Here is a 25985-nt window from a genome sequence, read left to right as displayed (position 1 = left end):
GTCGTTGGCGGCCAATTGCGGCGTCAGCCGTCAGATCGTCGCAGATTGATTTCATCAAGATCCGGCAGGCGCGGTTTGAGCGCCTCTGCGGATTCTTTCAGTAACTTGCGTGCCGAGTTGATCCGCTCGTCGGAGAAGCGGCTGATCAGCCCAGACACGGACAAGGACCCTATCAATTCGCCATGCCGGTTGACGATCGGCACTGCGACCGCGGCGAGATCCTCATCGCGTCCGCCTTTCGATACGATTGAACCGGTTTCCCGCAGTTCAACCGCTGGTTCGGAATTCGCCATCGTGCCGTACCAGGTCAAAAGCACACCAGCGGCGCCTTGATCGAGTGGATGCCTGGTTCCCTCTTCCAGGTGATGCCGCGTGCTGCGTGGAGAATTCTCCCTGTAGAGACAGACACGTTCATCGCCGTCACGCACGTAAAACGAAGCGGTTTCCTGAGTAATCGTGGTCAGATGACGCAGCACCGGCCTGATTAGCGCTTCAAGCGCGAATTTCGAGCGGCTTAGTTCGCCGAGCCGGCGCAATTCGGGCCCAAGCAAGTAACGTCCATCCGCGCCCTTATCCATGAAGCCTGTATGCAAAAGCGAACCTGCCAGCCGCAGGATCGTGCTCTTGTATAGACCCGAACGCTGAGAAAGCACCGACAACGTCAGGGCCTCTGCTGGCTCTTCAAAACATTGCAGCAGCGCGATAGCCCGTTCGACTGCCTCAACGCGCTCTCTACCAACGTCCATTTCATCGCTCGACCCATCCATGACAGTCACCCTAACATTCAAACAGTATTCTGTCTAGCAGAACATGATCCGCTTGACAGAACGTTGATAATGATTACAAACTAGAGACGAGAGGGTGGAACGTGGGCCGTCGTCCGGCATGCGAATTTCATAGCCCTAATGGTGTTCCCGGGCTGCCGCTAACTTGGGAGAAGAAAATGCTCACGAAGGAACAGAATGAACGCCTGACAAGCGTTGGACCTGGAACGCCGGGTGGGGAACTGATGCGGCGCTACTGGCTGCCGATCGCGCCTTTTGCTGAACTCCTGGAAAATCCGGTCAAGAAAGTACGCATTCTTGGCGAAGACCTTACGCTCTACAAAGACAAGAGCGGCAATCTGGGCTTGATCGGCGATCGCTGCCTGCATCGCAATGTCGATATGAAGTTCGGTATTCCAGACGAGTGTGGATTGCGCTGTCCCTACCATGGCTGGCTCTACAATGAGACTGGTAACTGCGTTGAACGGCCAATGGAGGGCGCTCCGCAAGCCGAGATCAAACAGAAGCTCAAGGGCTATCCGGTGCGCGAACTTGGCGGCCTGGTCTTCGCCTATATGGGCCCGCTTCCGGCCCCGGACCTGCCCCGATGGGATTTGCTGGTATGGCCGAACGCCATTCGCCAGATCGGCATAAACATTATCGACTGCAACTGGCTGCAGTGCCAGGAAAATACCGGCGACCCGACCCATAGCGCTTGGGCGCATGGTCACATGTTCGAATATGTGCTGGAAAAGAAAGGACAACTTGAGGACCGCAGTTCCGACAATTTGCATACGCTACATCAACGCAAACGTGTGGGCGTCGGGATCAAGGAGATCTATGCCAATCAAACCGAGCACGGCTTCCGCAAAGGTATTCGCTATTCCAAGGCGCTTGGCGCTGATTCCGACAAGGATCAGGAGCATTCCACCGTCATTTTCCCGTTCTACACGCAGACAGGCAAGACCGGGGCGACGCGCAGCGAATATCAGATTCGCGTGCCTATCGATGACACGCACACATATCACATCTGCTACCAGGCCTACTCGGCTCCGCCCGGAGTCGAAGCCCCTAAACAGGATGTCGTGCCTTATTATATTCCGCCGACACATGACGAGATGGGTGAACCGATCCTTGACTATGTCCTCGCCCAGGATGCAATCGTCTGGGTTGCACAAGGTCCGATAGCGGATCGCACCACGGAACTGCTTGGCCGAACCGATATTCCGATTGTGGTTTTGCGCCGTCAGCTCGATGAGCAGATCAAGCGCGTTGAACAAGGTCTGGAGCCGATGAACCTCTTCTGGAAGAGTCCGGATATGATTCACCCTACCGGCTCGCCACCTGACTATTCCAAGCCCGAGACGCTGATCAAACACGGCTTCCGCAAATACTACCACAAGGGCTTTGCCAACGATGATGCCGACCGCTACGGTCCGTTGATTGAAACGGTCAAAGATCTGCATCGCAAGATCGAGGAATACGAGATCAAGCGTACCGGGCAAGCTGTGACGGAGCACGCCTAAGCTATCCCGCCGGGCCGCCAGACTTTAACGTTTGTCGGCGCGGCTTTTCGAGCTGGAGCAGGATTGAAATGCCAATTTCACGCGACGCCATCGATGCCGTCATCAAGGATCTAATCGATCAGGTACCGACCATGACTGTCAGGTCGGTCACCTTGACGCCATCAGTGCCACTCGAGGGACAAAGCATCATCGCGCGCATCGATGTTTCGAAGAGCCGCCATGTCCTGTGTGAGATTACGGCCGGTGGCACTCTCCAGTCGGCCCGGGTCATCGAGACCTGAATCAATCTTCCACAATACCAGGAATCCGAGACGGCTGATGGGTTCCCACCAACTTGGAGTAACACATGAAACAGCGCCGCATCGGGTCGACCGAACTCAACATATCTGAAATCGGTTTTGGTTGTGGCGGCAATGCAGGTCTCATGGTGAGCGGCGAATATACCGAGCAGTTACGCGTTATCGCGCGAGCCCTGGAATGCGGCATCACCTACTTCGACAATGCGCCTGACTATGGCGCCGGCGCGGCAGAAGTCAATCTCGGCCGCGTGCTGAAAGAGCTCGGTGCCGATCCTGTTATCAACACCAAGGTCGAAATCCGCGCCGAGAATCTCGGTGATATAGCCGGACATATCGAACGGTCAGTCGAAGAAAGTCTGCGCCGGCTCAAACGCGACGCAATTGATATCGTGCAGATTCATAACGGGCCGGTCGCAGCACAACCTCACATGGAAGGCAAGTATTACGCCACGCTTTGGGCCGAAGACTATCATCGGCAAGGCGGCGTACTGGAAGGAGTCCATGCCCTTCTCCGGCTGGGCAAGGCACGTCATGCAGGGTTCGTGTGTCGCGGCGACGATATTGATGAGGTGCGTCAACTCCTTGATACCGGCCTCTTCCACATGATCAACGTACCATACACTTTGTTGAACCCGAGCGCCGGTTACTCCTATTCGAGCAGCATCGGCGTCAAACCCGATTTCGGCAATGTCATCAATGTCGCCAAGGCTGCTGGCTGCGGGGTTGCGGTCTTTAGCCCGCTTGCCGGCGGCGTTCTGACCGATGCAATATTGCGCGGGCAACAAACGCATCCGCTTGCACGCACGAAGAATATCGAAACGCTGGAGGCAAACGGCGTTTTGCATAAGGCACGGAAATTTCAGGCGCTGGCTAGACGCGAAAATATCGAACTGGTTGAACTCGCTTACAGGTTCATCCTGAGCAATGCGTCCGTGACGACCCTCTTAGGTGGAATTACCGTAGCAGAACAGCTGGCAGCGGCGGTTACAGCTTCTATCGCGGGACCCTTGCCGCAAAATCTTCTTACAGACATCGAAACCATCCGGCATCGCTGACTCTGCTCTTTCTGCGGCGCGCTGCGTCTGCTTCATCACCGCGTTCCCTTCGTTTCTTTTACCATTCCTAGAGCGCGATTTCGTCGCTGGGGCTACACCGAGCACATGCAAAGATCGCATCTCGTGGATAGCTTACCGTACCTTCCGGAATCATCATCTTGCGGACACTGACGGCTTTGACAACGACGCGGGATGACGCCGGACAGTTCAGCGACACCAATCCCTAGTATCCATCGCCAACCTTTTAAAATATTGCTTTGTACATCATTGAGTGGACTTTGCTTGTACGGTCATTGAGTAGTAGTGTGTGGCAGAGGTACATAAGCCTCGTGCTTTCGGGAGGAGCAAATGACCAAATCAAGAAACCGAACATGGGATAAAACGTCGCGCCGCAAGTTCCTGAGTGGTGCAGCGGTGGCGGGCGCGGCGATGGTTGCTGCGCCGAGCGTCGTCAAGGCGCAAGGGCCGGTCAACATGCGCTGGCAAAGCACATGGCCCTCCAAGGATATCTTTCACGAGTTTGCAGTCGATTTCGCCAAGAAGATCAATGACATGACAGGCGGAGATCTCAAGATCGAGGTGCTGCCGGCAGGCGCCGTCGTGCCTGCGTTTGGGCTGCTCGATGCGGTCTCACAAGGTACACTTGACGGCGGGCACGGCGTACTTGTCTACCATTACGGCAAGCAAACAGCGCTGGCACTGTGGGGATCCGGGCCAGGCTTCGCCATGGATGCCAACATGCTGCTCGCGTGGCACAAATACGGCGGTGGCAAGGAGCTTCTCGCAAAACTCTATGACTCCATAGGCGCCAATGTCGTTTCCTTCCCGTATGGGCCGATGCCGACACAGCCGCTCGGCTGGTTCAAAAATCCGGTTGCGAAGGTCGAAGATATCAATGGCTTGAAGTTCCGTACCGTTGGCATCTCCATTGATGTCTTCACGGGTCTTGGCGCGGCGGTCAACGCGCTCCCGGGCGGCGAGATCGTGTCGGCATTGGATCGCGGATTGCTTGATGCGGCCGAATTCAACAACGCCTCGTCTGACCGGGTACTTGGTTTTCCTGACGTATCCAAGATCTGCATGCTGCAAAGCTATCACCAGAATGCGGAGCAGTTTGAAATCCTGTTCAACAAGACGAAATATGACGCACTGCCAGAACAAATGAAGGCCATAATCGGCAACGCGACCGAAGCTGCCTCGCAGGACATGCACTGGAAGGCGATCGATCGCTATTCGAAAGATTATCGTGAGATGCAGACGGCAGATAAGGTCAAATTCTACAAGACACCGGACGTGATCCTCAAGAAGCAACTGGAAGTCTATGACGAGGTCGTGAAGAAAAAGGCCGGCGAAAACCCGCTTTTCAAGGAGATCCTGGTATCGCAGATCGCTTTTGCCGAGCGGGCAACGCGATGGGAACAGGACACGGTCGTCAGTCGCCGGATGGCATTCGATCACTATTTTGGAGAGAACGCAGCGGCTAAGAAGATCTGACGTACACTCCAAACTGGTAAAGCATCATCGGGCATTTTGATCCGATGATGCTTTCTTTGCCTACATACTCTCTCACATCGGGGGCATGCGTGAACGTTCAGCATTTTCTGAATACGGTCGATGCAATCAGCGTATGGGTCGGAAAGGCCGCAGCGTGGCTTATCATCGGGCTGATGACGCTCGTCTGTGTCGAGGTCTTCAAGCGCTACATAATGAACATGCCGACGGCATGGATATTCGACGCCAGCAGCATGTTCTATGGCAGTTTGTTCATGCTCGCGGGAGCATACACATTGGCGCAGAACGCCCATGTGCGCGGCGACTTTCTTTACAGCTCGATGCGGCCACGGACGCAGGCGGCGCTTGATCTGGTATTGTATATCGTCTTCTTTCTGCCGGGCATCGCCGCCCTTGTTTACGCGGGCTACGACTACGCAGCGCTCTCGTGGCGGATCGGCGAGCATTCAACAGTGACGGCCGAAGGTCCGCCGATCTACTACTTCAAATCCGTCATTCCCCTGGCTGGTGCCCTTTTGATGCTTCAGGGAATAGCCGAAATCACTCGCTGTATCGCCTGTCTCAAGACCGGAGAATGGCCTAGCCGGCTCAAGGATGTCGCGGAGATCGACGTGGTCGAGGAGCAGCTCGCGCACAGCGAGCATGTGGATGAGGAAACGCGCAAACTGGCGATCGAGCGCGCGCAGCAAATCGATGAAACCGCGCGCAAACGCGGCTCGGGGGGAGACCTGCAAACGTGAGCGATCCAGTACTTGGACTAACGATGCTGATGCTCATAGTCGTGGTTATCGTCATGGGTTTCCCGACGGCTTTCACGCTGATGGGCCTCGGCATGTTTTTCGGCTTCTATGCATTCTACAACCCAGCGGAACACTGGATAGATAATCGTGTTTTCGATCTGATGGTTCAGCGCACCTATGGGGCGATGACCAACGACGTTCTCATCTCCATACCGCTGTTCGTGCTCATGGGGTACGTGATGGAACGCGGAGCCTTGGTCGACAAGATGTTCTACAGCATCCAGCTTTCCTTCCGCCGCGTGCCTGCATCGCTCGCCATTGCAACGCTCATCGTCTGCACGTTCTGGGGCATCGCCAGCGGCCTCGTTGGCGCAGTAGTCGTTCTGATGGGAGTGATTGCCTTCAACCCGATGCTGCGCGCCGGATATGATGTGAAGCTCGCTTCCGGCGTGATTACCGCGGGCGGTACGCTAGGTATCCTGATCCCGCCGTCTGTCATGATCATTGTCTATGCGGCGGTCGCGGGGCAGTCCGTCGTGAAGCTCTACGCCGCCGCAATGTTTCCCGGCTTTTTCCTCGCCTTCCTCTATCTCGTCTACATTCTCGCCTGGGCGACAATCAATCCGAAGATTGCTCCCCCCTGCCGGAGGAACAAACAAGGGTTCCGGTTCCAGCATGGATGAAAAGCTTTCAGGCAGCCTACTCACGCAACATGTTTGCCGGGCTTTTTTCAGCTTTGTTCGCTCCGTCAAGGGCTATGTCGCTCGTGGCTGAGGATGGACCTCTTACCTATTTGAAGCTGCTCAAGAATTTTTGTGCCGCATTGATACCCTTCGCCCTGACAGCTCTCACCTTCTTACTGGTGTGGTGGTATGTCGTCATCCATCAGCAAGCCTCGGCCGACACCGAAGCGCCAGCTGGATTGGAACAGCTCGGCTCACCGGTGGTGGACGCGGCACCGACGGGACCTGTCGGGCCGTCCACCAGTTTCTACGTTTCTTTCGGCGTCATTGCCGTTCTCGCTGCGATCGTGCTTGTGCGGTACTACCGGAAGATGGATGCCGAGCGACTGGAGGTTGTGAAGCTCCTGACGTCATCCGTTATGCCGCTCGGCGTTCTCACCATTGTCGTGCTGGCGGTCATCCTGTTCGGAATAACGACGGCGACCGAGTCAGCGGCGGTCGGGGCCGCCGGCGCCTTTCTGCTGGCGTTCCACGCCAGAACGCTCAACTGGAAGCGCACCAAGGAAGCGGTATTCCTCACCGCGAAAACCACGGCCATGGTCTGTTGGCTCTTTGTCGGCTCGGCGCTGTTCTCCGCCGTTTTCGCCATTCTCGGCGGTCAGGCGCTGCTTGAGCAATGGGTGCTGTCGCTCAACCTGACGCCAGTGCAGTTCATGATCCTGTCGCAAGCGATCATCTTTATTCTCGGCTGGCCGCTTGAGTGGACCGAGATCATCATCATCTTCGTGCCGATCTTTCTACCCATGTTGAAGCACTTCAACATAGACCCGGTTCTCTGGGGTGTTCTCGTCTTCGTGAATTTGCAAGCGGCGTTCTTGTCGCCTCCGGTCGCGATGTCCGCGTTCTATCTTAAAGGCGTCGCTCCACCGCACGTCACACTCAACCAGATATTCGCAGGTATGATGCCTTACATGCTGATCGTCATCGTTTGCATGATCATCATGTATATCTGGCCCGGCATAACACTCTGGTTGCCAAACTACCTTTACGGTGGCTGAGACCGCCGTTCTTTGGACGGCCGAAAACCCCGGTTTATTGTCAGGAAAATCAATCTGTGCAATACTTTTTAGCGTTGAGTAAAACTTGCGAATTCTACGCCCGGCGCCGAAGATTCAAATAAAAACGAACTGCCGCAGCGTAGTATCTGGTCCCTTGGGAGGATACCGTGATCAAGAAACTTGCTTTCGTTTTATCATGCGCAGCCGTCTTTTGTTTAACGTCCGCCTTTGCACAAGACGCCAATCTCGAGAAACTCGGCGGCTTCAAGACCACCGGCACACCGATGATGGAGCCGATTCCGCAAACTGGGGAGAACGCCGAAGCCCTCAAAGCAATCGCGGCGAAGATCAAAGTTCCGGACGGCTTCAAGGTCAATCTCTATGCCATTGTTCCTGATGCCCGTCATATGGCCGTAGGGCCGCAAGGTGTGGTGACCTTCGTCGGTACCCGCAAGGAATTGGTCTATTCGATGACCGACCGCGACAAGAACCGCGTCGCCGACGACGTGAAGGTGTTCGCGCCTTCGATCAAAATGGCCGTGCCGAACGGCGTTTGTTTCTCCAGGGATGGCCATCTTTATCTCGCCGAGCAGAACCGGGTGCTGTGGTTCCCCGCAGCCGAGTTTTTCTATGAAGGCCCGGATGTCGCGGCTTTCGCCATCGTCAAGGAAGGCGAACTGATCCCCGCGTCTAATGAAAGCTACAATCACACAGCGCGCACTTGCCGTGTCGGGCCTGATGGCCGGATCTATATCACTATCGGCCAGCCCTTCAATGTGCCAGCGCCCGAAGTACTCCCGGAGTTTCAAAAACTGGGTATTGGCGGCATCATAAGCATGAAGCCGGACGGTTCCGATCGCAAGATTTACGCCCGTGGCATGCGCAACCCACTTGGCCTTGACTTCAATCCAAAGGACAAGACAATTTGGGTGAATGACAATCAGGTCGACGGCATGGGCGACACCATCCCGCCGGGTGAAATGAATCATGTTACCGGGCCGGATCAGAATTTTGGCTTCCCATGGTATGGCGGCGGCAAGGTCCGTACCAATGAGTACAAGGACGCCACAGTGCCCGACGGCGTGATTTTCCCGGCTGTCGAACAAGACGCTCACGCGGCCGACCTTGGCCTGTCGTTCTACACGGGCAAACAGTTCCCCGAAAAATACCGCGGCGGCATCTTTTCGACCCAGCATGGTTCCTGGAACCGCGTAGACCCCGTGGGTGCCCGGGTGCTGTTCACCTCGCTCAAGGCAGACGGCTCAGCGGACAAGACGGAGGTGTTCGCGGAGGGCTGGTTGAGCGAGGATGGCGAATATCTTGGCCGTCCGGTCGATGTTCAGGTGCTCAACGACGGTTCTCTGCTGGTATCCGACGATCTGGCCGGTGCAGTCTGGCGGATTTCCTATGGTACCAAGTGACGTTCGCCCCATATCGCCATAGGAGGTCGATATTCGTGGTTTGATAGTAAGTCTGGCCGCTCTCGTTGCGTGTTCCACTGTTGCGGAGGCCGCAGGTGATGCCGCTTCAGGCAAAAAGATCATGTCGAAGTGTCAGGTTTGCCATGGAAAGGACGGCCTCGCCAAGCTGCCAGACGCGCCGAACATAGCTGGCCAAAAGGAGGCTTATCTCGTGAAGGCGTTGATCGCCTTCAAGGACGGCGAGCGAAAGAATGAGCAGATGACGGTGGTGGTCAAAGGTTTGAGCGATGAGGACATCGCGAATGTCGCGGCTTATTATTCATCGATCAAGATCAGCGTTCAAGTTCCGCCATGAGTTGGTAAGGCGCAACGACACCGTCCATTTCAAGGGCTGGACATGCGGAGTGACGGCTTGTGCACGGCGGGAATAGTTTCGAGATCGTGCCGTCATCCTGAATTCGGTCAACAGCTGAGTCTTTGAGACTCCGTGATCCACCCATTGAGTATTCACACGGTGAGCCGTTTCTCCTCTTCTATAAGATCAAACATTTTCAAGAATCGAGCATCGCCGCGAATAGGGTTTAAATCGGAATCATTTTTGAACCACATAGTCTGATAGTGCGAACTTTTGGGTAGGACGCTTTGCAGCAATTGGATAGCTTTTTCGATTTCACCTATGATTGAGTACACGCAGGCGACGTTATATTGCGCGACGACATCGTCTGGATCGATTGCCAATGCCCGGTCAGCCCACTCTCGGGCGCGTTGATCGTCACCGAGATGCGCCCAGGCCAATGCACCGCGATGGGCTGGCCCCGAGTTTTCCGGATTTTTGGCCAGAGCCTGCTCCGCCCGCCATGCTCCAACGCGCGCCCAGCTCTCGGTTTCCGCTCCTTTACCGAGAGAGCTATACGCACTCATCAAATGGATGGGCGAGAGATAATCATCGGGCTTCAATTCGGCAGCTCGTTTAAAATAGTGCACCGCAGACTCGAAGTTGCCGCGCATGTAAAAGAAGCGAGCATAGTGGAAATTGGCTTCATGAAGTCCCTGATCGATCGCGAGTGCACGCTCGAAGGAGGCTGCGGCATCTTCATCATGACCAGCCTGATGGAGAGCCAATCCCCGGGATGCATGCGCTTCGGCTAGATCTGGATCCAGCTCGAGCGCTTTAGCGGCCATGGCTGAAATTCGTTCCAGCGGGAAGTCATCCGGTTGCCAGTCGCGCAATGCTGCCTCGCAGTCAGCAATGCCTGCATAAGCCCGGGCATAATCGCGATCCAGTTCCACTGCCTTGCAGAACATGCGCCGCGCCAAATGAAGGTAAGATTTGGTCCAGGCATGCGAAAACTGACGTCCCCGCAAATAATAGGTATAAGCTTCGACATTACCTGTTGGCTCGGTCTCGATTGCTTTCTTCTCTTCTGGCAAAAGCTTGATTTTCAACTGGCTGACGATTGCGTGCGTTATTTCATCCTGTATGGCAAAAATGTCGGTCAGGTCCCTGTCATATCGTTCCGCCCACATGTGGCCGCCGTGCAGCGCGTCGATTAGCTGCCCGGTTATCCGGACACGCTCTCCGACCTTGCGCACACTGCCTTCCAAGACATAACGGACGCCAAGGTCCTGCGCCACCTGTTTGATCTTTACAGACCTGCCCTTGTAAGTGAACACCGTATTGCGTGCCACGACGTGAAGGCTGGAAATCTTGGACAAATCCGTAATGATATCCTCGGTGATACCGTCGGAAAAATACTCTTGTTCGGGATCGCGGCTCATGTTGGTAAATGGCAAAACGGCTATGAGTTTTTGCGCCTGATCAAGCGGGCCAACTATCGTTTGCGTGTTAATTTCGGTGCTGGATGCACCGTCAAAACCAATCGTATAGACACGAATGTTTTGCTTGATGTTCTTAAGTGAGTGCTCGCCTCTGTCTACGAACTTCAAATTCAACCGGGAGCCCACTTGATCGCGTACTGATGCTGCTACCGCAATGCATCCAGCGTCGGCAATGCTTTCCAGACGGGCTGCAACGTTGACACCATCTCCAAAAATGTCGCCGTCCTCGACGATTATATCACCGAGATTAATTCCTATTCGCAGATCGATGCGGTGGTCCTTGGCGACGTTTTTGTTGCGTTCTGCCATTCCTCGCTGGATATCGGCGGCGCAAGCAACGGCATTGATCACACTGGCGAACTCAACCAGCATTCCGTCCCCGGTCAGCTTAAAGGTCCGACCTTTATGGTCATTGATCAAAGGGTCGATCAGTTCACTGCGATGGCACTTGAACCTGTTCAGCGTCCCCGCTTCATCAATGCCCATGAGATGACTGTAACCCACGATGTCAGCAGCAAATATAGCGCTCAGCCGGCGTTCCAAATGACCTCCAGATTATAACTAAATGCAAGAAGATCGGACTGTAACCGCTTCATCGCTTGAAGTCGCGTCCATCTTTCGATTGACGACAAGGAGTAACGATATCGATTTTGGCGTCCACCTGGTAGACAAAACCCTCCCCGAAACGTCCGTTGGATAGCGACCGAAGATCAGCCCGTCACTGCATTGGTGGATGATCGAGCGGATACAATGTGAGACGTTCATTATTGCGCAAAATGAGGCTAACCTTACTCGAGACGGACGATGAGGTGGCGAAGCTTCCATAGAAAGCATGAGCGAGTAGAGTCCTGTAGGCCACTGTGGTTCTATCGCCAGCGATCCTGAATGAATGGAGATATGACGATGGACATTCGATCGACACTGAAGGAGCTATGTGAGGCCTTCAACGCGCACGATCTTGATCGTATCATGACGTTCTTTTCTGATGATTGCCTATTGGAGATGCCGCGGGGAAACGATCCTTGGGGCTCTCGTTTCGAAGGCAAACGGAACGTACGCGATGCGCTGGCAACGCGCTTTGAGGGCCTGCCTGATGTTCATTACGGCAACGAGCAGCATTTTGTAGATTCGGATGCCGAGACTGGCATCTCAAGATGGACCCTTACGGGCACCACCCTCGACGGGACAAGAAAGGAAGTCAGGGGTTGTGACTTTTACTCGTTTCGCGACGGCAAGGTAGTACGCAAAGATTCATATTGGAAAATCGTGGAGTGAAAATATCCACACAATGCCGGCTGAACTATCCTGGTTCTTGGTGGCATGGGGCGGACATGAACATAGCGCTACTCTCCACTTGCTTTCCGCTTGACGACACTGTTGGATTAGCTTTTTTGTACTTCGGGAGAACAGCCATGATTGCTGCTTACATCGACGAGTTCATTATGTTTTGCGCCGGATTATGGATGACAGCTGTGGGCTTCCGTTACCTATCGTTTCCACCTCCCAACCAAGGTGTTCAGAACGCTTGGCTGGCAATCCTTGTTAACCATTTCAGATGGATGGGGCCGCTATTGTTGATAATCGCTATCGTTCTGGCCGTTGCCTCACCGGCTTAATGCGCTAGTGCTTGCCCACTCGATCAATTCGAGAGCCGGACCCTCGGGAAAGAAGAATGACGTTCGACGAGCCACCACTCAATACCGTCGGCATTGAACCAAAAGATAGAAAATGGTTCGTGACAGTGCGCGAAAGCGGACAAGTCAAGCAGCGCGCATTTGGTACGGAGGAAGCCGCGAAGGAGTTCGCCAAACAGGAGGAAAAACGCCTGGGCATTGTCAGGAAATAGCCCTCCTGTGACACACTTCATTTCGACACACACGGCTTGGAACATGGTTCATTCGATTGCCGGCCGCTGAGGTGGCCATCAATTTGTGATTAGGTTTAGAATCGGGGCAACAACCGGAGGTGCTCATCGACACCTCCCGCTGGCCGCGATGTTCGCACTCAGAGGGCTCCAGACTTTCGACAACTCCCTGGGCGCGGCTGGTTGCGAGCAAAGCCGGTATCATGCGCAGGTTAGCGTCCAAGTACCACGCCCTGTCAGCCTCTCGGCAGCGCAATCTCGATGTCCAGAGCCACGACGAGAACGGCAAGTATCATCAGGGTCGCCAGCACGGCTACGCCGACCGCCAAATTTAAATGTCCTCCAACGGGAGCCATTTGCTGCCTCCATGCGTTGACAATGAATTAAGGAATAAGCGACAAATTTGTGATGGTTTTGTGACATGTCAAGTACATGTAAAATCTGGTGATCTATGAGTGTCCGGCTCACTGATGTGGCCACTGAAGACCTTCCGCTAAGGGCGCGCACGTCTGTGAAGCGGGGCTGGGTGTTTTTACTGGCTTGTGTGGTTTCGGCACTGCTGCTCGGTGCAGGTTTTATGCAGGATCTGATACTCTATTCCGGCACCAAGCTGGACCTTTCCAATAAGATATGGCTGCTCGACGTCGACTCAGAGGAGAGCGCGTTTACCTGGCTCTCCGTGGTGATAGCGTTTTCCGCAGCATGGTTGCTTTTTCTGGCAAGCAAGGACGCAGCAATGCGCGGCAACCGGTTCAAATACCACTGGTATGCTCTCACAGTACTTTTTTTGTTGCTTTCGTTCGACGAATTCGCGGGCATTCATGAAAAGATTTCTGCCGCTTTATCGGGAAGGATTGAGCACACCGGCCTGATGTATTTTGCCTGGGCAGCGCCAGCCGGTATCCTCAGCCTGATAGGGCTCGTTGCGTTTATCCCGTTCATCAGGTCGTTTCCCTTGACGCTCGCGGGGCTCCTTGTGCTTTCAGCTCTGATCTTCCTTGGCGGCGCCGTCGGGTTCGAGATGATTGGCGGCAGCGTTGCAGAAGTTGAAGGGATTGAATCATTTCGTTACCGGGTATTGACGAACGTCGAGGAGGGTCTCGAAATGGCAGGTATACTGATCTTCATCTATGTGTTGCTGTGCCGTCTGAAGCGTTCGGGAGCAACACTCCACCCGAACGCGTGATCTCTTTTACCGCTTTGGGCTAGAGACATTCGCGAGGAGGTTCGAACACAAGCGGGCGTCCAAGCGCGGATGCGCAAGGGCTGTTGCGCCCGCCGTGCGTCAATGAGTGCATTGCAAAGCACAAAGGTTGCTCCTACATGGGATTTAGTCAACGCGGTTCCTCCTCCCATTTTCCGCGTTGGCTGTTCCCCTCTGGAGGTTTTTGACCTTCACAATTAGGCCGGGCTTTTTAGTCCGGCTCTTTTTTGTCTGTAAACCGGGATGGCCGTTGTCGCGCCTTTGCGTTTCACCCGTATATTAAGCATTGACAGCAGATTGCTTCGCGATGAGATATGATGTCTCGCACGTGGTCATACTTTTTTGTTCCCCGGCCACTTGAGATGATGTACCGTCGCCCAAAGCAATGGAGTTCGGATGGATATGGCCGATAGCATGGGTGTCAAGAGGACACTTGCCTGGAAAGTTGCCGATGAGTTGCGTCGGCAGATCGAGGGAGGTGACTACGCACCGGGAGACAAATTGCCGATTGAACCGGTGCTTGTCGAAAAGTTCGGCTTCAGCCGCACCGTCATTCGTGAAGCTATCGCGGCACTGCGGGCCGACGGGCTTTTGGAGTCGCGTCACGGGGTCGGGGTATTCGTGCTCGGACCAAAACAGACTTCCGAGACGCTGGCTCTCTTTACCGACGCGACCGACAAGATCTCGGATATCATCGAAGAACTGGAACTGCGTATTGGCATAGAGGTAGAGGCTGCGGGACTAGCAGCGCTTCGCAGTTCGCCAGCACAGGAGGCTGAAATACAGGCGCAACTCGATATTTTTGCGCAACTTGTTGCAAGGGGCGAGTCCACCGATGATGCGGATTTCCAATTTCATATGGCTATCGCGACCGCAACCAACAACGTCAGGTTCAAGACGTTTCTGGAACATATAGGACGCCGGATTATCCCTCGAGTTAAATTCCGCAAAGCGATGGGCGGTATCGATCCGCTACCCAATCGCGACCGCATCCTGCTCGCCGAGCATACGGAGGTCGTGGACGCTATTCTCGCCCGCGATCCCGACCAGGCGCGGGACGCCATGCGGCGGCATCTTCTCGGCGGCATCAAACGGTACCGTGGACTGGCGAGCCGGAAACCTGTCTGACGAAAAGCAAAACCCTGTTGACAGATCCTCTTATGTCATAATATGACTTGGCATGAGACATCGTACTAATAACGGGAGTTGAAATGTCGCCAGAAGAAATCAAATCGCGGCTGTCGTCAGGCTTGCTGTCATTTCCGGTCACGCATTTCGATAGTGATCTTCGATTGAACCTCGCCAGCTACCGCGAGCACGTCTCCTGGCTGTCCAGCTTCGACGCGGCAGCCCTTTTTGCGGCTGGCGGCACCGGTGAGTTCTTCTCCCTTTCACCGGAAGAAGTGGGTGAGATTACAAAGGCCGCCAAGGACGTATCGGGTAGTGTGCCGATCATCTCAGGCTGCGGATACGGTATCGAGCTTGCCAAGGACGTTGCACGTCGAGCCGAAAAAGCCGGCGCGGATGGGCTGCTTCTTCTGCCACATTATCTAATCGGTGCGCCTCAGGAAGGTATCTATCAGCACGTGAAAGCGGTCTGCGAGGCGACCGGCCTCGGTGTCATCATATACAATCGCGCGAATTCCGTCGCGAACGCCGATACGGTAGCCCGGCTCGCCGATGCATGTCCCAATCTGATCGGCTTCAAGGACGGAACCGGCAAGGTCGATCTCGTCCGCAACGTCACGGCGAAGCTCGGCGATCGTCTGTGCTACATAGGCGGCATGCCGACGCACGAGCTTTTTGCGGAGGCATTCAACGCCGTGGGTGTCACAACCTATTCGTCGGCTGTCTTCAATTTCGTTCCAGCCCTCGCGCAGCGGTTCTACAAGGCGATGCGCGCCGAAGACCAGAAGACAATGGCAACCATTCTCGAGGGCTTCTTCTTCGAATTCGCCAAAATCCGCGATCGTGAAGTGGGATATCCGGTCTCCATCATCAAGGCGGGTGTTGAACTCATCGGCAGAACACCAGGACCTGTCCGCCCGCCCCTGACCAATCTCAAGCCTGATGAAAAGGACATGCTCGCAAGGCTCATAGAAAGTGCAGAGGGCTAACCGCAGGAAGGGAGCTTGCGGTTCTTCGGCTCAGTCGGGCGGCGTCATTCTGCGCGCCATTCGAAAAGTTTGAACATCAATGGGAGGAGACAATATGAAAACGAGACACAGCATCGCTGTCATTGCCATGGCGCTCATGGCGACAACGTCCGGAATCGCGCATGGCCAGGAGGCTTCGAAGGAGATCAAGATCGTTCTGCCGGAGCAACCTGCCAATTTGGAGCCCTGCGGCACCATCATTACCAATGTCGGGCAGATTCTGAGCCAGAACGTCACCGAAGCGTTGACTGTCATCGATGCCAAGACGGGCCTGCCGCAGCCAAAGCTGGCGACAGAGTGGGCCCGCATCGACGATATGACCTGGCGCATCAAGCTCAGGCCCAGCGTCAAGTTTCAGGATGGAACGGATATGGATGCGAAAGCTGTCGCCTTTTCCATCAAACGCATGACGGGCGGTGCGCTGACATGCAACAACATGGCGAAGTTCGGTGACCGGACGCTCGAAGCAACGCCGGTCGACGATCTGACGCTGGATATCAAATCCGACCGGCCCGAGCCGATCTTGCCGACGCTGCTCAGCGTGGTGATGGTTGTTTCCCCCAACACTCCGGCGGACAAACCCGTCAATGATCCTGTCGGGACCGGCCCATTCAAGCTGACCTCCTTCGACACACAAACGGTCACTATGGACCGGTTTGACGGATATTGGGGCGAAAAGCCCGAAATCGAAAAGGCGACCTACGTCTGGAGATCCGAATCGTCGATCCGTGCCGCGATGGTCGAAACCGGTGAAGCTGACCTGACGCCATCGATCGCCATTCAGGACGCCACCAATCCCGAAACGGATTTCTCCTATCTGAATTCGGAAACGACTGCGATGCGCGTTGATATGTCCAAGCCGCCGCTCAACGATTTGCGCATCCGCAAGGCGCTCAATCTGGCGATCGATTGGGAGGGTTTGAAGGCATTGTTCGGACCTGACGTAAAGCGCGCATCACAGATGGTCGTTCCAGGCATCAATGGCCACGACGACAGCTTGCAGCCTTGGGAATCCGATCCGGCAAAGGCGACCAAACTCGTCGCGGAAGCGAAAGCTGCTGGCGTGCCCGTCGACACGGAGATCGTTCTGATCGGCCGCAACGGGATCTATCCCAACGGCGGTGAGGCTATGGAAGCGATGGCAGCGATGTGGCAGACGGCAGGGCTCAACGTGAAGCTCACCATGCTGGACGTTGCGGACTGGATCCGTTACCTGCAGAAGCCCTATCCTGAGGAGCGCGGCGCTACCTTGTTGCAGATGATGCACGACAACAACAAGGGCGACTCCGCATTCACCATTCCGATCTTCTACCGCTCGACCGGTCAGTATTCGACCGTGTCCGACACGGCGTTCGATGCGGAAATCGACGCTGCACTTGCCGCAAGCGGCGAAGAGCGCACGAAGGATTTCAAGGCGATCTTCACCAAGGCGCGCACGGACGTCGTATCCGACATTCCGATGTTCCACATGATCGGATATACGCGTGTGGGCAAGCGCCTCGACTGGAAGCCGGATATTACGACCAACAGCGAAATTCCGCTGGCAAATATCCACATGAAGGATTGATATCCCACAGGAGCGCGGCCGGTTTGAGTTGCGCTCCTGATTGTTCCAGTTACAGCCGAAAGGCAAATTCATGTTAAGTTTTATCGGCAGGCGCGCATCGCACAGCGTCATTTCGGTCATGGGCCTGCTTGCACTGGTCTTCTTCCTCACGCGGCTGACCGGCGATCCCTCATCGCTTTTTCTGCCCCTCGATTCGACGGCCGAGGCCCGAGCCGCGTTCGCCAAGCTGCACGGTTTCGATCAACCTGTTTATTGGCAGTTTCTGCAGTATCTGCGCGATCTGCTCAGTCTCGATTTTGGTGAATCTGTCCGCCAGAACCGCTCGGCGATGGCGGTTGCGCTGGAGGCTTTTCCACAAACGCTGAAACTTGCTGTTGTTGCGATGGTGCTCTCTACCGCTCTCGCACTCGTTGTCGGCTCACTTGCTGCTTCCAGGCCGGGTAGCCTGTTCGACCGTGTCGTGACGCTCGTTTCCCTGTCAGGTGCCAGCGCGCCGGATTTTTGGGTCGCGATCGTCGGAATTCTCATATTTGCCGTCAGCTTCGAACTTCTACCGACATCCGGCACAGGCAGCTATCTGCATTGGATATTGCCAATTTTTGTTTTGATGCTTCGTCCCTTTGGATTACTGGTGCAAGTTGTTCGTGGCGCCATGCTCGGGGCGCTCGCCTCACCCTACATCAAGACCGCGAGGGCCAAGGGCCTGCGGCGGCAACAGATCATCTTCGGACACGCGCTTAGAAACTCGCTTCTTCCCGTCATCACCGTCGCTGGCGACCTGACGTCAGGTCTCATCAACGGTGCGGTCATCGTTGAAACCGTCTTCGGCTGGCCAGGTATCGGCAAGCTGATGATCGACGCCATCATTCAGCGCGATTTCGCCGTCGTGCAATCAACCATTCTGGTCACCGCAACCGCGATCTTCATTCTGAATATCTGCATAGACCTTCTCTACGCGGTGCTCGACCCAAGAATTCGGTATTAGCCCATGACCGCAATCATCAGCGAAACATCCGTCTCTGCTTCCCATGGAAACGCCCGGGTGGTCTTCAACTGCCTGAAGCGCGACAAGCTTGCTTTCGCCGCAGCCATTTTTCTCGTGATATTGGCGATAGCTACGCTCGCCGGACCGCCGCTTATTGGCGATATGGCCGCCAAATTAGGTCTGCGCCAGCGCAACCTGCCGCCATTTTCCTTCAATCACGGGTGGCTCTTTTTTCTGGGCGCCGACACACTTGGGCGTCCTATCCTGGCGCGGTTGATTGTCGGTGCACAGAACACGCTGGGCATCGCGCTTGCCGCGGTCGTCTGTTCCATGCTGATCGGAGGCGTACTCGGGCTGATTGCCGGCTATAGCGAACGCTGGTACAGCCAGGTGATCCAGCGTGTCGCCGATATTATCATGAGCTTCCCGTCACTGCTGCTCGCCCTTATCGTGCTCTATACGCTTGGCCCGAGCATCTCCAACCTGATTATCGTTCTTGCCCTGACGCGCACACCGATCTACCTGCGCACCACGCGCGCGGAGGTGCTGGAGTTGCGCGAGCGGATGTTTGTGAGCGCGGCGAAATCCATGGGCGCCAAGCCGCTCCGTATCGTTGTCCGGCACATCGCTCCTATGGTATTACCAACGCTGCTGACCATCGCTGCTATCGATTTCGCAACGGTCATTCTGGCGGAGTCCTCATTGAGCTTCCTCGGTCTCGGCATCCAGCCCCCGGAGTTTACTTGGGGCGCCATGGTCGCCAACGGCCGTGGTTATCTGGCCAATGCCTGGTGGATCTCGTTCTGGCCTGGCTTGGCGATCCTTTTGACAACTCTCTCCCTGAACTTGCTTTCCAGTTGGGCCAGAACTATGGCAGATCCGCAGCAGCGTTGGCGTCTCCAGAGCCTGAGAAAGGCGTCCAGATGAGCCAGTCAGCAATCCCCATTCTTTCCGTTGATGATCTGACGGTGGATTTCCTCTCCGATGGCGCGCCTGTGCGAGCTGTCGATTGCGTTTCGTTCGAGGTCAATCGGGGCGAAACGCTGGTTATTCTCGGTGAGAGTGGTTCAGGCAAGAGCGTAAGTACCAGCGCGGTGATGGATCTGATCGATCAACCGCCCGGTGATATCGTCCGTGGACGGATTTCGTTCGAGGGAGCTCCGATCGGCAGTCTCCAGGGAGAGGCGCGCCGGTCCATTAACGGCCGCAGGATCGCTATGATCTTTCAAGACCCTCTCGCATATCTCAATCCGGTTTACACGGTAGGGCGGCAAATCTGCGAAGTCTTCGAATGCCATGGCATCGCCAAGGGCAGGCCAGCCCGCCAACGCGCTGTCGATATGCTGCGGCGCGTCGGCATTCCCGATCCGGAAACAAGGATTGACCATTATCCGCATCAGTTTTCGGGCGGCCAGCGGCAACGCGTGATGATCGCGATTGCAATCGCCTTGAAACCTGATCTGCTGATCGCCGACGAACCCACGACGGCCCTCGACGTCAGCGTTCAGGCGCAAATTCTCGATCTATTGCGCGATCTGCAGAGCGAAACGGGCATGGCACTGATCCTTATCACACACGATCTGGAGGTTGCCGCATCGATGGCCGATAAGGTCATCGTCATGAACCGCGGCAAAATCGTCGAGGCGGGCGTGGCGAGAGAAGTCTTCACCAAACCGCAACACGCCTATACGAAAAAGCTGATCGCGGCGCTTCCGCATGGCGATGCTGCGGAAAACACCAATCGACGCTCCACGAATCCTTCTGGCGAAACCGTTCTGCGGGTTGAAAACCTGACAAAGGAATACGCCTTGTCGTCAGGGCTCTTCGGCAAGAAGAAAAAAACGTTCCTCGCCGTCAGGGATGTGAATTTCGAAGTTAGAAAGGGCGAAACGCTTGGCATCGTCGGCGAATCCGGTTCGGGCAAATCCAGTGTCGCGCGCATGCTGCTGAGGCTGAACGATCCCACATCCGGCAAGGCAATCTTCAACGGGGAGGATGTCTTCGCCATGGACGAGCACCGTCTGCTCGCCTATCGCCGCAAGGTTCAAATGGTGTTTCAGGATCCCTACGGCTCGATGAACCCGCGCATGAACGTACGCGCGATCATCTCCGAACCCTGGTCCATCCACGCCGACATCTTGCCAAAGGCCAAGTGGAAAGACCGCGTCGTAGAGCTCCTTGAGCTCGTTGACCTGAAACCCGAGCACGCGGATCGCTATCCGCACCAGTTTTCAGGGGGTCAGAAGCAAAGGATTGCAATTGCCCGCGCACTTGCAAGCGAACCCGAACTCGTCATCTGCGACGAAGCGGTGTCTGCGCTTGATGTTTCCATCCAGGCTCAGGTAATCGACTTGCTCGCTGATCTTCGGACCCGGCTTGGACTCTCCTACATTTTCATCACGCATGATCTGCCAATCGTGCGTCACTTCGCAGACCGGATTCTCGTCATGAAACAAGGCGAAATTGTCGAGGAAGGACCAACCTCGGCCATCTTCGGTAGTCCCAGCCACGGCTATACGCGTAGTCTACTGGACGCAACACCCGTTCCCAAATGGCTTGAAACATAAAAACGTTGCGGTGCGGAATCGTAACATGCGAGGAATGCGTTACTAATCTGGAAACTGCTGTCCGCCACGTCGGCGGCGCGCCTTGCAGCCCCTGATACCGCTTCAAATCGGCCGGCCACGAAGCCAAAAAACAAAAGCCCGGACAAGCCGGGCCTTTTTGTTTTTGGTTGCGGGGACAGGATTTGCCCGTTCGGGTCTTAAATCAGTCCACTGGACTGATTTACCGTAAGCGATGTCCGTGTCACACCTGGGCGGGATAATTCCGAGATTTGGTAACCTATTTTGTAAATCGCCCGCTCTTATTGGGCGTTGCGATTCCGCAGGTGAGCGTCGGCTCCAGCCGCAACCCGCACGCTTCGACCATTCGTCGGGACGCAACGTTACTTGCCGAGACTAGCTCGTAAATGTGACTGGCTTTGAGGTGCCGGAACACTCGATTAATCATTAAAGCATTGATTACCTTGCCAAGCCCCTTGCCACGATGCGGCTCCGCCACTGCGACGAGACCGCCCCAAGCATAACCATGATATGGGCTGTAGGCGTTATGCGGCATATATCCGTGTGCGCAAGCGGCCACGTTTCCTTCGGCGTCGCCGATCAGAACGGTTGTCGCACTACCGACTGCTCCAGTTAGCATTGATCCGGAAAAAGGTACCAGACCAGCGCCTGCCATCATCGCTTGGAGCCGCCGCATGTGATCGCTCTCCGGGTCAATCGGCGTAGGCGATAGAGAATACTCCGCAGGCAGCGGCAGATGCGCAAATTTCTCGGAAGCTGCGAGTGCCGTTTCGCGGTCTGCGAGGAAGACATCCCAAGTATCGAGCCTGCATGCTCGGCTCGAAAGTTCAGACCTGATCTCTTCGACATTGTCGGCATCAATGAGCCGGAACCCGCAAACACCATCCTGTTCTATGATTTCGCCGATACGATCCCATCCGAATTTATCCGGATCATCACATCCCATCGTACGACCCGCCTGACATGCGCCGGGTGTCGAGGCGATCAATTCAGCAGCTACCTCCGCCCGAGCCTGGAGGCGTTGTTGCATCTCCGTTCCAAAATAACCTGCCATTTCGCCCTCCCAGTCAGCAAAAAGCTACCATCCTTTAGGAGCCCGGCAAACCGGAACAAGATAGGCCCGCTCGTCACCCTTAGGCGACCAGTGGTCATTTGTTAGAAGTGCCGCTGCGCAATCCCGAGTAATTCCAGGGCAGCAGTTTATTGACCTGGCTCTGCTTGTGGCCTTCGACAATGGCGGTGAGCGTGTTGGTCAGATAGGCCAGCGGATCGACGGCATTGAGTTTGCAGGTCTCGATGAGCGAGGCGATGGTCGCCCAGTTCTCAGCCCCAGCATCGTGCCCTGCGAAGAGTGTGTTCTTGCGATTCCGAGTCCGGCGAGCGCGGTTGTTTGCGCGATGAGCGCCTATGCGTGTTTTGTGGGAATAATTTGGTTGCGGGGACAGGATTTGAACCTGTGACCTTCAGGTTATGAGCCTGACGAGCTACCGGGCTGCTCCACCCCGCGTCATAGTTCTGTTTTGTTTTGTGAGATTTGTTTCTGAGCGTTGCGTTTGGCAGACCTGGCAGCGACCTACTCTCCCGCGTCTTGAGACGAAGTACCATTGGCGCAGGGGCGTTTCACGGCCGAGTTCGGAATGGGATCGGGTGCAGCCACCCCGCTGTAACCACCAGGTCAGCAAAGCGCAACGTTCACGCATGCGGTTTTTCAGGCGCATGCGATACAAATGAGAAGCTGGAGTTTTTTGGTTGTTTTAGTTGGCGGCTGGCGACCTTCGGGCGAAGCCCGCAAGGCCGACTGGCCGTCGCGGCGTGTGCCGCGCGCTGTCGCAGCGCCCGCACCAAAGGTGCGATACGGCGCGTGAGACAAATCCAATTCATCTGACTTCGTCAGATGGATATTTGTAATGAGAATGATCAAGCCAATCGAGCTATTAGTACCGGTAAGCTTCATGCGTTGCCGCACTTCCACACCCGGCCTATCAACGTGGTGGTCTTCCACGGCTCTGATAGGGAATACTCGTTTTCAGGTGGGTTTCCCGCTTAGATGCCTTCAGCGGTTATCCCGTCCGTATATAGCTACCCTGCTATGCGGCTGGCGCCACAACAGGTCCACCAGAGATACGTCCATCCCGGTCCTCTCGTACTAGGGACAGATCCTGTCAATATTCCTACACCCACGGCAGATAGGGACCGAACTGTCTCACGACGTTCTGAACCCAACTCACGTACCGCTTTAAATGGCGAACAGCCATACCCTTGGGACCTGCTCCAGCCCCAGGATGCGATGAGTCGACATCGAGGTGCCAAACAACCCCGTCGATATGGACTCTTGGGGGTCATCAGCCTGTTATCCCCGGCGTACCTTTTATCCGTTGAGCGATGGCCCTTCCACGCGGGACCACCGGATCACTATGACCGACTTTCGTCTCTGCTCGACTTGTCAGTCTCGCAGTCAGGCGGGCTTATGCCATTGCACTCGACGACCGATTTCCGACCGGTCTGAGCCCACCATCGCGCGCCTCCGTTACTCTTTAGGAGGCGACCGCCCCAGTCAAACTACCCACCATACACTGTCCTGGATCCGGATAACGGACCGCAGTTAGACATCCATATAGGTAAGGGTGGTATTTCAAGGATGACTCCACGAAGGCTGGCGCCCCCGCTTCAAAGTCTACCACCTATCCTACACATGCCGACACGAATGCCAGTGTAAAGCTATAGTAAAGGTGCACGGGGTCTTTCCGTCTAACCGCAGGAACCCCGCATCTTCACGGGGAATTCAATTTCACTGAGTCTGCGTTGGAGACAGCGGGGAAGTCGTTACGCCATTCGTGCAGGTCGGAACTTACCCGACAAGGAATTTCGCTACCTTAGGACCGTTATAGTTACGGCCGCCGTTTACTGGGGCTTCGATTCAAAGCTTGCACCTCTCCTCTTAACCTTCCAGCACCGGGCAGGCGTCAGACCCTATACGTCGTCTTGCGACTTCGCAGAGCCCTGTGTTTTTGGTAAACAGTCGCTACCCCCTGGTCTGTGCCACCCTCCTCGACTTGCGTCAAAAAGGGTCACGCTTCTTCCGAAGTTACGCGTGCAATTTGCCGAGTTCCTTCAACGCAGTTCTCTCAAGCGCCTTGGTATTCTCTACCAGTCCACCAGTGTCGGTTTAGGGTACGGTCTATACGCGGGAGCTATTTCCTGGGACCGCTTCGAAGCCCCTCCAATCCAATAAGGAGGAACAACACACGCGATCCGTCACTACCCGCAGGCCCACGAATATTAACGTGGTTCCCATCGACTACGCCTTTCGGCCTCGCCTTAGGGGCCGGCTAACCCTGCTCAGATTAACTTTAAGCAGGAACCCTTGGACTTTCGGCGAGGGAGTCTCTCACTCCCTTTATCGTTACTCATGTCAGCATTCTCACTTCTGATACCTCCAAAGGCCCTCACGGGTCCCTCTTCAACGGCTTACAGAACGCTCCGCTACCACTTGCTTATCGCTAAGCAAATCCACAGCTTCGGTGTATGGCTTGAGCCCCGGTACATTTTCGGCGCAAAGACCCTTATTTAGACCAGTGAGCTGTTACGCTTTCTTTAAATGATGGCTGCTTCTAAGCCAACATCCTGGTTGTTTTGGGATCCTCACATCCTTTCCCACTTAGCCATAACTTAGGGACCTTAGATGGTGGTCAGGGTTGTTGCCCTCTTCACGACGGACGTTAGCACCCGCCGTGTGTCTGCCGATCAGTACTCTTCGGTATTCGGAGTTTGGTTAGGTTTGGTAAATCGGTGAGATCCCCTAGCCCATCCAGTGCTCTACCCCCGAAGGTATAAAATCGACGCTCTACCTAAATAGATTTCGCGGAGAACCAGCTATCTCCAAGTTTGATTGGCCTTTCACCCCTAGCCACAAGTCATCCCAATCTATTGCAACAGATGCGGGTTCGGTCCTCCAGTAAGTGTTACCTTACCTTCAACCTGCTCATGGCTAGATCACTTGGTTTCGGGTCTAATGCAACGAACTGAAACGCCCTGTTCAGACTCGCTTTCGCTGCGCCTACACCTACCGGTTTAAGCTTGCTCGTCACACTAAGTCGCTGACCCATTATACAAAAGGTACGCTGTCACCCAGAACAAATCTTGGGCTCCAACTGTTTGTAGGCATTCGGTTTCAGGATCTCTTTCACTCCCCTTGTCGGGGTGCTTTTCACCTTTCCCTCACGGTACTGGTTCGCTATCGGTCATGCACGAGTACTTAGGCTTGGAGAGTGGTCTCCCCATGTTCAGACAGGATTTCACGTGTCCCGCCCTACTCAAGGACTTTTGTTCGCATTACGTGTACGGGGCTGTCACCCACTTTAGCCACCCTTTCCAGAGTGTTCCACTTGTCTCACAAAAGCCACTGGCCTGGTCCGCGTTCGCTCGCCACTACTAACGGAGTCTCGTTTGATGTCCTTTCCTCCGGGTACTTAGATGTTTCAGTTCCCCGGGTTCGCTTCTAACCCCTATGTATTCGAAGGTCAGATACCTTATTATGATATCTAGAAATTATTTTGGTTCAGAAGAACCAAAATAACTTTCTAGATATCTAAGGTGGGTTTCCCCATTCGGAAATCGTCGGATCAAAGGGTATTCGCACCTCCCCGACGCTTATCGCAGCGTATCACGTCCTTCATCGCCTGTGCATGCCAAGGCATCCACCAAATGCCCTTAAGACACTTGATCAT

Annotated in this window: 20 protein-coding genes, 1 tRNA gene, 2 rRNA genes and 2 pseudogenes; 18 read left to right on the top strand and 7 right to left on the bottom strand. The window is 55.1% G+C overall.

What is annotated here, in order from left to right; all coding sequences use genetic code 11:
* Positions 1 to 23 precede the first annotated feature (23 nt).
* Positions 24 to 746, bottom strand: a complete 723-nt coding sequence (locus tag N8E88_RS21625; RefSeq protein WP_262295437.1) for an IclR family transcriptional regulator — start codon at positions 744 to 746, stop codon at positions 24 to 26.
* 197 nt (positions 747 to 943) lie between these two features.
* Between N8E88_RS21625 and N8E88_RS21620 the strand changes: the two genes are divergently transcribed.
* From N8E88_RS21620 to N8E88_RS21585, 8 genes and pseudogenes are all read left to right on the top strand, one after another.
* Entirely contained in the window at positions 944 to 2290 is a 1347-nt protein-coding gene (locus N8E88_RS21620; RefSeq protein ID WP_262295436.1) for a Rieske 2Fe-2S domain-containing protein, read from the top strand.
* Positions 2291 to 2358: 68 nt separating this feature from the next.
* Positions 2359 to 2571: a hypothetical protein gene (locus N8E88_RS21615; protein ID WP_262295435.1), complete on the top strand. Its 213-nt coding sequence runs from the start codon at positions 2359 to 2361 to the stop codon at positions 2569 to 2571.
* A gap of 65 nt (positions 2572 to 2636) precedes the next feature.
* On the top strand, positions 2637 to 3644 hold the full coding sequence (locus N8E88_RS21610) for an aldo/keto reductase (RefSeq protein ID WP_262295434.1): 1008 nt from the start codon (positions 2637 to 2639) through the stop codon (positions 3642 to 3644).
* Positions 3645 to 3992: 348 nt separating this feature from the next.
* The gene (locus N8E88_RS21605; RefSeq protein ID WP_262295433.1) at positions 3993 to 5138 is read left to right on the top strand and encodes a TRAP transporter substrate-binding protein; all 1146 of its coding nucleotides are present in this window, start codon (positions 3993 to 3995) and stop codon (positions 5136 to 5138) included.
* Between the two features lie 47 nt (positions 5139 to 5185).
* A complete protein-coding gene (locus N8E88_RS21600) occupies positions 5186 to 5896 on the top strand; it encodes a TRAP transporter small permease subunit (RefSeq protein WP_262295566.1) in 711 nt (236 codons plus the stop codon).
* Positions 5893 to 7637 (top strand): annotated as a pseudogene (locus N8E88_RS21595) (TRAP transporter large permease subunit). Before N8E88_RS21600 ends, N8E88_RS21595 begins: the two are co-directional and overlap by 4 nt.
* Before the next feature lie 167 nt (positions 7638 to 7804).
* Entirely contained in the window at positions 7805 to 9058 is a 1254-nt protein-coding gene (locus tag N8E88_RS21590) for a PQQ-dependent sugar dehydrogenase (protein ID WP_262295432.1), read from the top strand.
* 121 nt (positions 9059 to 9179) lie between these two features.
* A complete protein-coding gene (locus N8E88_RS21585; protein WP_210280555.1) occupies positions 9180 to 9413 on the top strand; it encodes a c-type cytochrome in 234 nt (77 codons plus the stop codon).
* Between the two features lie 152 nt (positions 9414 to 9565).
* Here N8E88_RS21585 and N8E88_RS21580 read toward each other — a convergent pair whose 3' ends face one another.
* Positions 9566 to 11440, bottom strand: coding sequence for a TPR end-of-group domain-containing protein (locus N8E88_RS21580; protein WP_262295431.1), 1875 nt, complete (start codon positions 11438 to 11440; stop codon positions 9566 to 9568).
* A 360-nt stretch (positions 11441 to 11800) separates the two neighbouring features.
* Here N8E88_RS21580 and N8E88_RS21575 point away from each other — a divergent pair, with 360 nt between their 5' ends.
* The 10 genes from N8E88_RS21575 to N8E88_RS21530 all read left to right on the top strand — a co-directional run bounded on the left by N8E88_RS21575 (position 11801) and on the right by N8E88_RS21530 (position 21240).
* Entirely contained in the window at positions 11801 to 12172 is a 372-nt protein-coding gene (locus N8E88_RS21575; protein WP_262295430.1) for a nuclear transport factor 2 family protein, read from the top strand.
* A 137-nt stretch (positions 12173 to 12309) separates the two neighbouring features.
* On the top strand, positions 12310 to 12513 hold the full coding sequence (locus N8E88_RS21570; protein WP_262295429.1) for a hypothetical protein: 204 nt from the start codon (positions 12310 to 12312) through the stop codon (positions 12511 to 12513).
* A gap of 56 nt (positions 12514 to 12569) precedes the next feature.
* A complete protein-coding gene (locus N8E88_RS21565) occupies positions 12570 to 12743 on the top strand; it encodes a hypothetical protein (protein WP_262295428.1) in 174 nt (57 codons plus the stop codon).
* 469 nt (positions 12744 to 13212) lie between these two features.
* Entirely contained in the window at positions 13213 to 13947 is a 735-nt protein-coding gene (locus tag N8E88_RS21560) for a DUF8692 domain-containing protein (protein ID WP_262295427.1), read from the top strand.
* A 414-nt stretch (positions 13948 to 14361) separates the two neighbouring features.
* The gene (locus N8E88_RS21555; RefSeq protein ID WP_262295426.1) at positions 14362 to 15093 is read left to right on the top strand and encodes a FadR/GntR family transcriptional regulator; all 732 of its coding nucleotides are present in this window, start codon (positions 14362 to 14364) and stop codon (positions 15091 to 15093) included.
* Positions 15094 to 15176: 83 nt separating this feature from the next.
* Positions 15177 to 16082: a 5-dehydro-4-deoxyglucarate dehydratase gene (kdgD, locus tag N8E88_RS21550; protein WP_262295425.1), complete on the top strand. Its 906-nt coding sequence runs from the start codon at positions 15177 to 15179 to the stop codon at positions 16080 to 16082.
* Positions 16083 to 16176: 94 nt separating this feature from the next.
* Positions 16177 to 17688 carry an ABC transporter substrate-binding protein gene (locus tag N8E88_RS21545; protein WP_262295424.1) on the top strand — a complete coding sequence of 504 codons (1512 nt, stop codon included), beginning with the start codon at positions 16177 to 16179 and terminating at the stop codon, positions 17686 to 17688.
* Between the two features lie 70 nt (positions 17689 to 17758).
* A complete protein-coding gene (locus N8E88_RS21540; protein WP_262295423.1) occupies positions 17759 to 18673 on the top strand; it encodes an ABC transporter permease in 915 nt (304 codons plus the stop codon).
* A gap of 3 nt (positions 18674 to 18676) precedes the next feature.
* The gene (locus tag N8E88_RS21535; RefSeq protein ID WP_262295422.1) at positions 18677 to 19600 is read left to right on the top strand and encodes an ABC transporter permease; all 924 of its coding nucleotides are present in this window, start codon (positions 18677 to 18679) and stop codon (positions 19598 to 19600) included.
* Positions 19597 to 21240, top strand: a complete 1644-nt coding sequence (locus N8E88_RS21530; RefSeq protein ID WP_262295421.1) for an ABC transporter ATP-binding protein — start codon at positions 19597 to 19599, stop codon at positions 21238 to 21240. Before N8E88_RS21535 ends, N8E88_RS21530 begins: the two co-directional genes overlap by 4 nt.
* 277 nt (positions 21241 to 21517) lie before the next feature.
* Here N8E88_RS21530 and N8E88_RS21525 read toward each other — a convergent pair whose 3' ends face one another.
* From N8E88_RS21525 to N8E88_RS21505, 5 genes and pseudogenes are all read right to left on the bottom strand, one after another.
* Entirely contained in the window at positions 21518 to 22312 is a 795-nt protein-coding gene (locus tag N8E88_RS21525; RefSeq protein ID WP_262295420.1) for a GNAT family N-acetyltransferase, read from the bottom strand.
* Between the two features lie 94 nt (positions 22313 to 22406).
* Positions 22407 to 22625: pseudogene (locus N8E88_RS21520) on the bottom strand (transposase domain-containing protein); the annotation flags it as partial.
* A 63-nt stretch (positions 22626 to 22688) separates the two neighbouring features.
* A tRNA-Met gene (locus N8E88_RS21515) sits at positions 22689 to 22765 on the bottom strand.
* A gap of 53 nt (positions 22766 to 22818) precedes the next feature.
* Positions 22819 to 22933, bottom strand: a 5S ribosomal RNA gene (gene rrf, locus N8E88_RS21510).
* A gap of 238 nt (positions 22934 to 23171) precedes the next feature.
* Positions 23172 to 25983 (bottom strand): 23S ribosomal RNA (locus tag N8E88_RS21505).
* Positions 25984 to 25985 lie beyond the last annotated feature (2 nt).

The organism is Phyllobacterium zundukense (assembly GCF_025452195.1).
GTDB classification, from domain to species: Bacteria; Pseudomonadota; Alphaproteobacteria; order Rhizobiales; family Rhizobiaceae; genus Phyllobacterium; species Phyllobacterium zundukense_A.
This window is presented reverse-complemented; position numbering and strand designations above follow the sequence as displayed.

Coding starts and splice junctions, on each gene's coding strand:
- N8E88_RS21625 (WP_262295437.1), bottom strand. CDS start 746: ATGGACGTTGGTAGAGAGCGCGTTGAGGCAGTCGAACGGGCTATCGCG.
- N8E88_RS21620 (WP_262295436.1), top strand. CDS start 944: ATGCTCACGAAGGAACAGAATGAACGCCTGACAAGCGTTGGACCTGGA.
- N8E88_RS21615 (WP_262295435.1), top strand. CDS start 2,359: ATGCCAATTTCACGCGACGCCATCGATGCCGTCATCAAGGATCTAATC.
- N8E88_RS21610 (WP_262295434.1), top strand. CDS start 2,637: ATGAAACAGCGCCGCATCGGGTCGACCGAACTCAACATATCTGAAATC.
- N8E88_RS21605 (WP_262295433.1), top strand. CDS start 3,993: ATGACCAAATCAAGAAACCGAACATGGGATAAAACGTCGCGCCGCAAG.
- N8E88_RS21600 (WP_262295566.1), top strand. CDS start 5,186: ATGCTTTCTTTGCCTACATACTCTCTCACATCGGGGGCATGCGTGAAC.
- N8E88_RS21585 (WP_210280555.1), top strand. CDS start 9,180: ATGTCGAAGTGTCAGGTTTGCCATGGAAAGGACGGCCTCGCCAAGCTG.
- N8E88_RS21575 (WP_262295430.1), top strand. CDS start 11,801: ATGGACATTCGATCGACACTGAAGGAGCTATGTGAGGCCTTCAACGCG.
- N8E88_RS21570 (WP_262295429.1), top strand. CDS start 12,310: ATGATTGCTGCTTACATCGACGAGTTCATTATGTTTTGCGCCGGATTA.
- N8E88_RS21565 (WP_262295428.1), top strand. CDS start 12,570: ATGACGTTCGACGAGCCACCACTCAATACCGTCGGCATTGAACCAAAA.
- N8E88_RS21560 (WP_262295427.1), top strand. CDS start 13,213: ATGAGTGTCCGGCTCACTGATGTGGCCACTGAAGACCTTCCGCTAAGG.
- N8E88_RS21555 (WP_262295426.1), top strand. CDS start 14,362: ATGGATATGGCCGATAGCATGGGTGTCAAGAGGACACTTGCCTGGAAA.
- kdgD (WP_262295425.1), top strand. CDS start 15,177: ATGTCGCCAGAAGAAATCAAATCGCGGCTGTCGTCAGGCTTGCTGTCA.
- N8E88_RS21545 (WP_262295424.1), top strand. CDS start 16,177: ATGAAAACGAGACACAGCATCGCTGTCATTGCCATGGCGCTCATGGCG.
- N8E88_RS21540 (WP_262295423.1), top strand. CDS start 17,759: ATGTTAAGTTTTATCGGCAGGCGCGCATCGCACAGCGTCATTTCGGTC.
- N8E88_RS21535 (WP_262295422.1), top strand. CDS start 18,677: ATGACCGCAATCATCAGCGAAACATCCGTCTCTGCTTCCCATGGAAAC.
- N8E88_RS21530 (WP_262295421.1), top strand. CDS start 19,597: ATGAGCCAGTCAGCAATCCCCATTCTTTCCGTTGATGATCTGACGGTG.
- N8E88_RS21525 (WP_262295420.1), bottom strand. CDS start 22,312: ATGGCAGGTTATTTTGGAACGGAGATGCAACAACGCCTCCAGGCTCGG.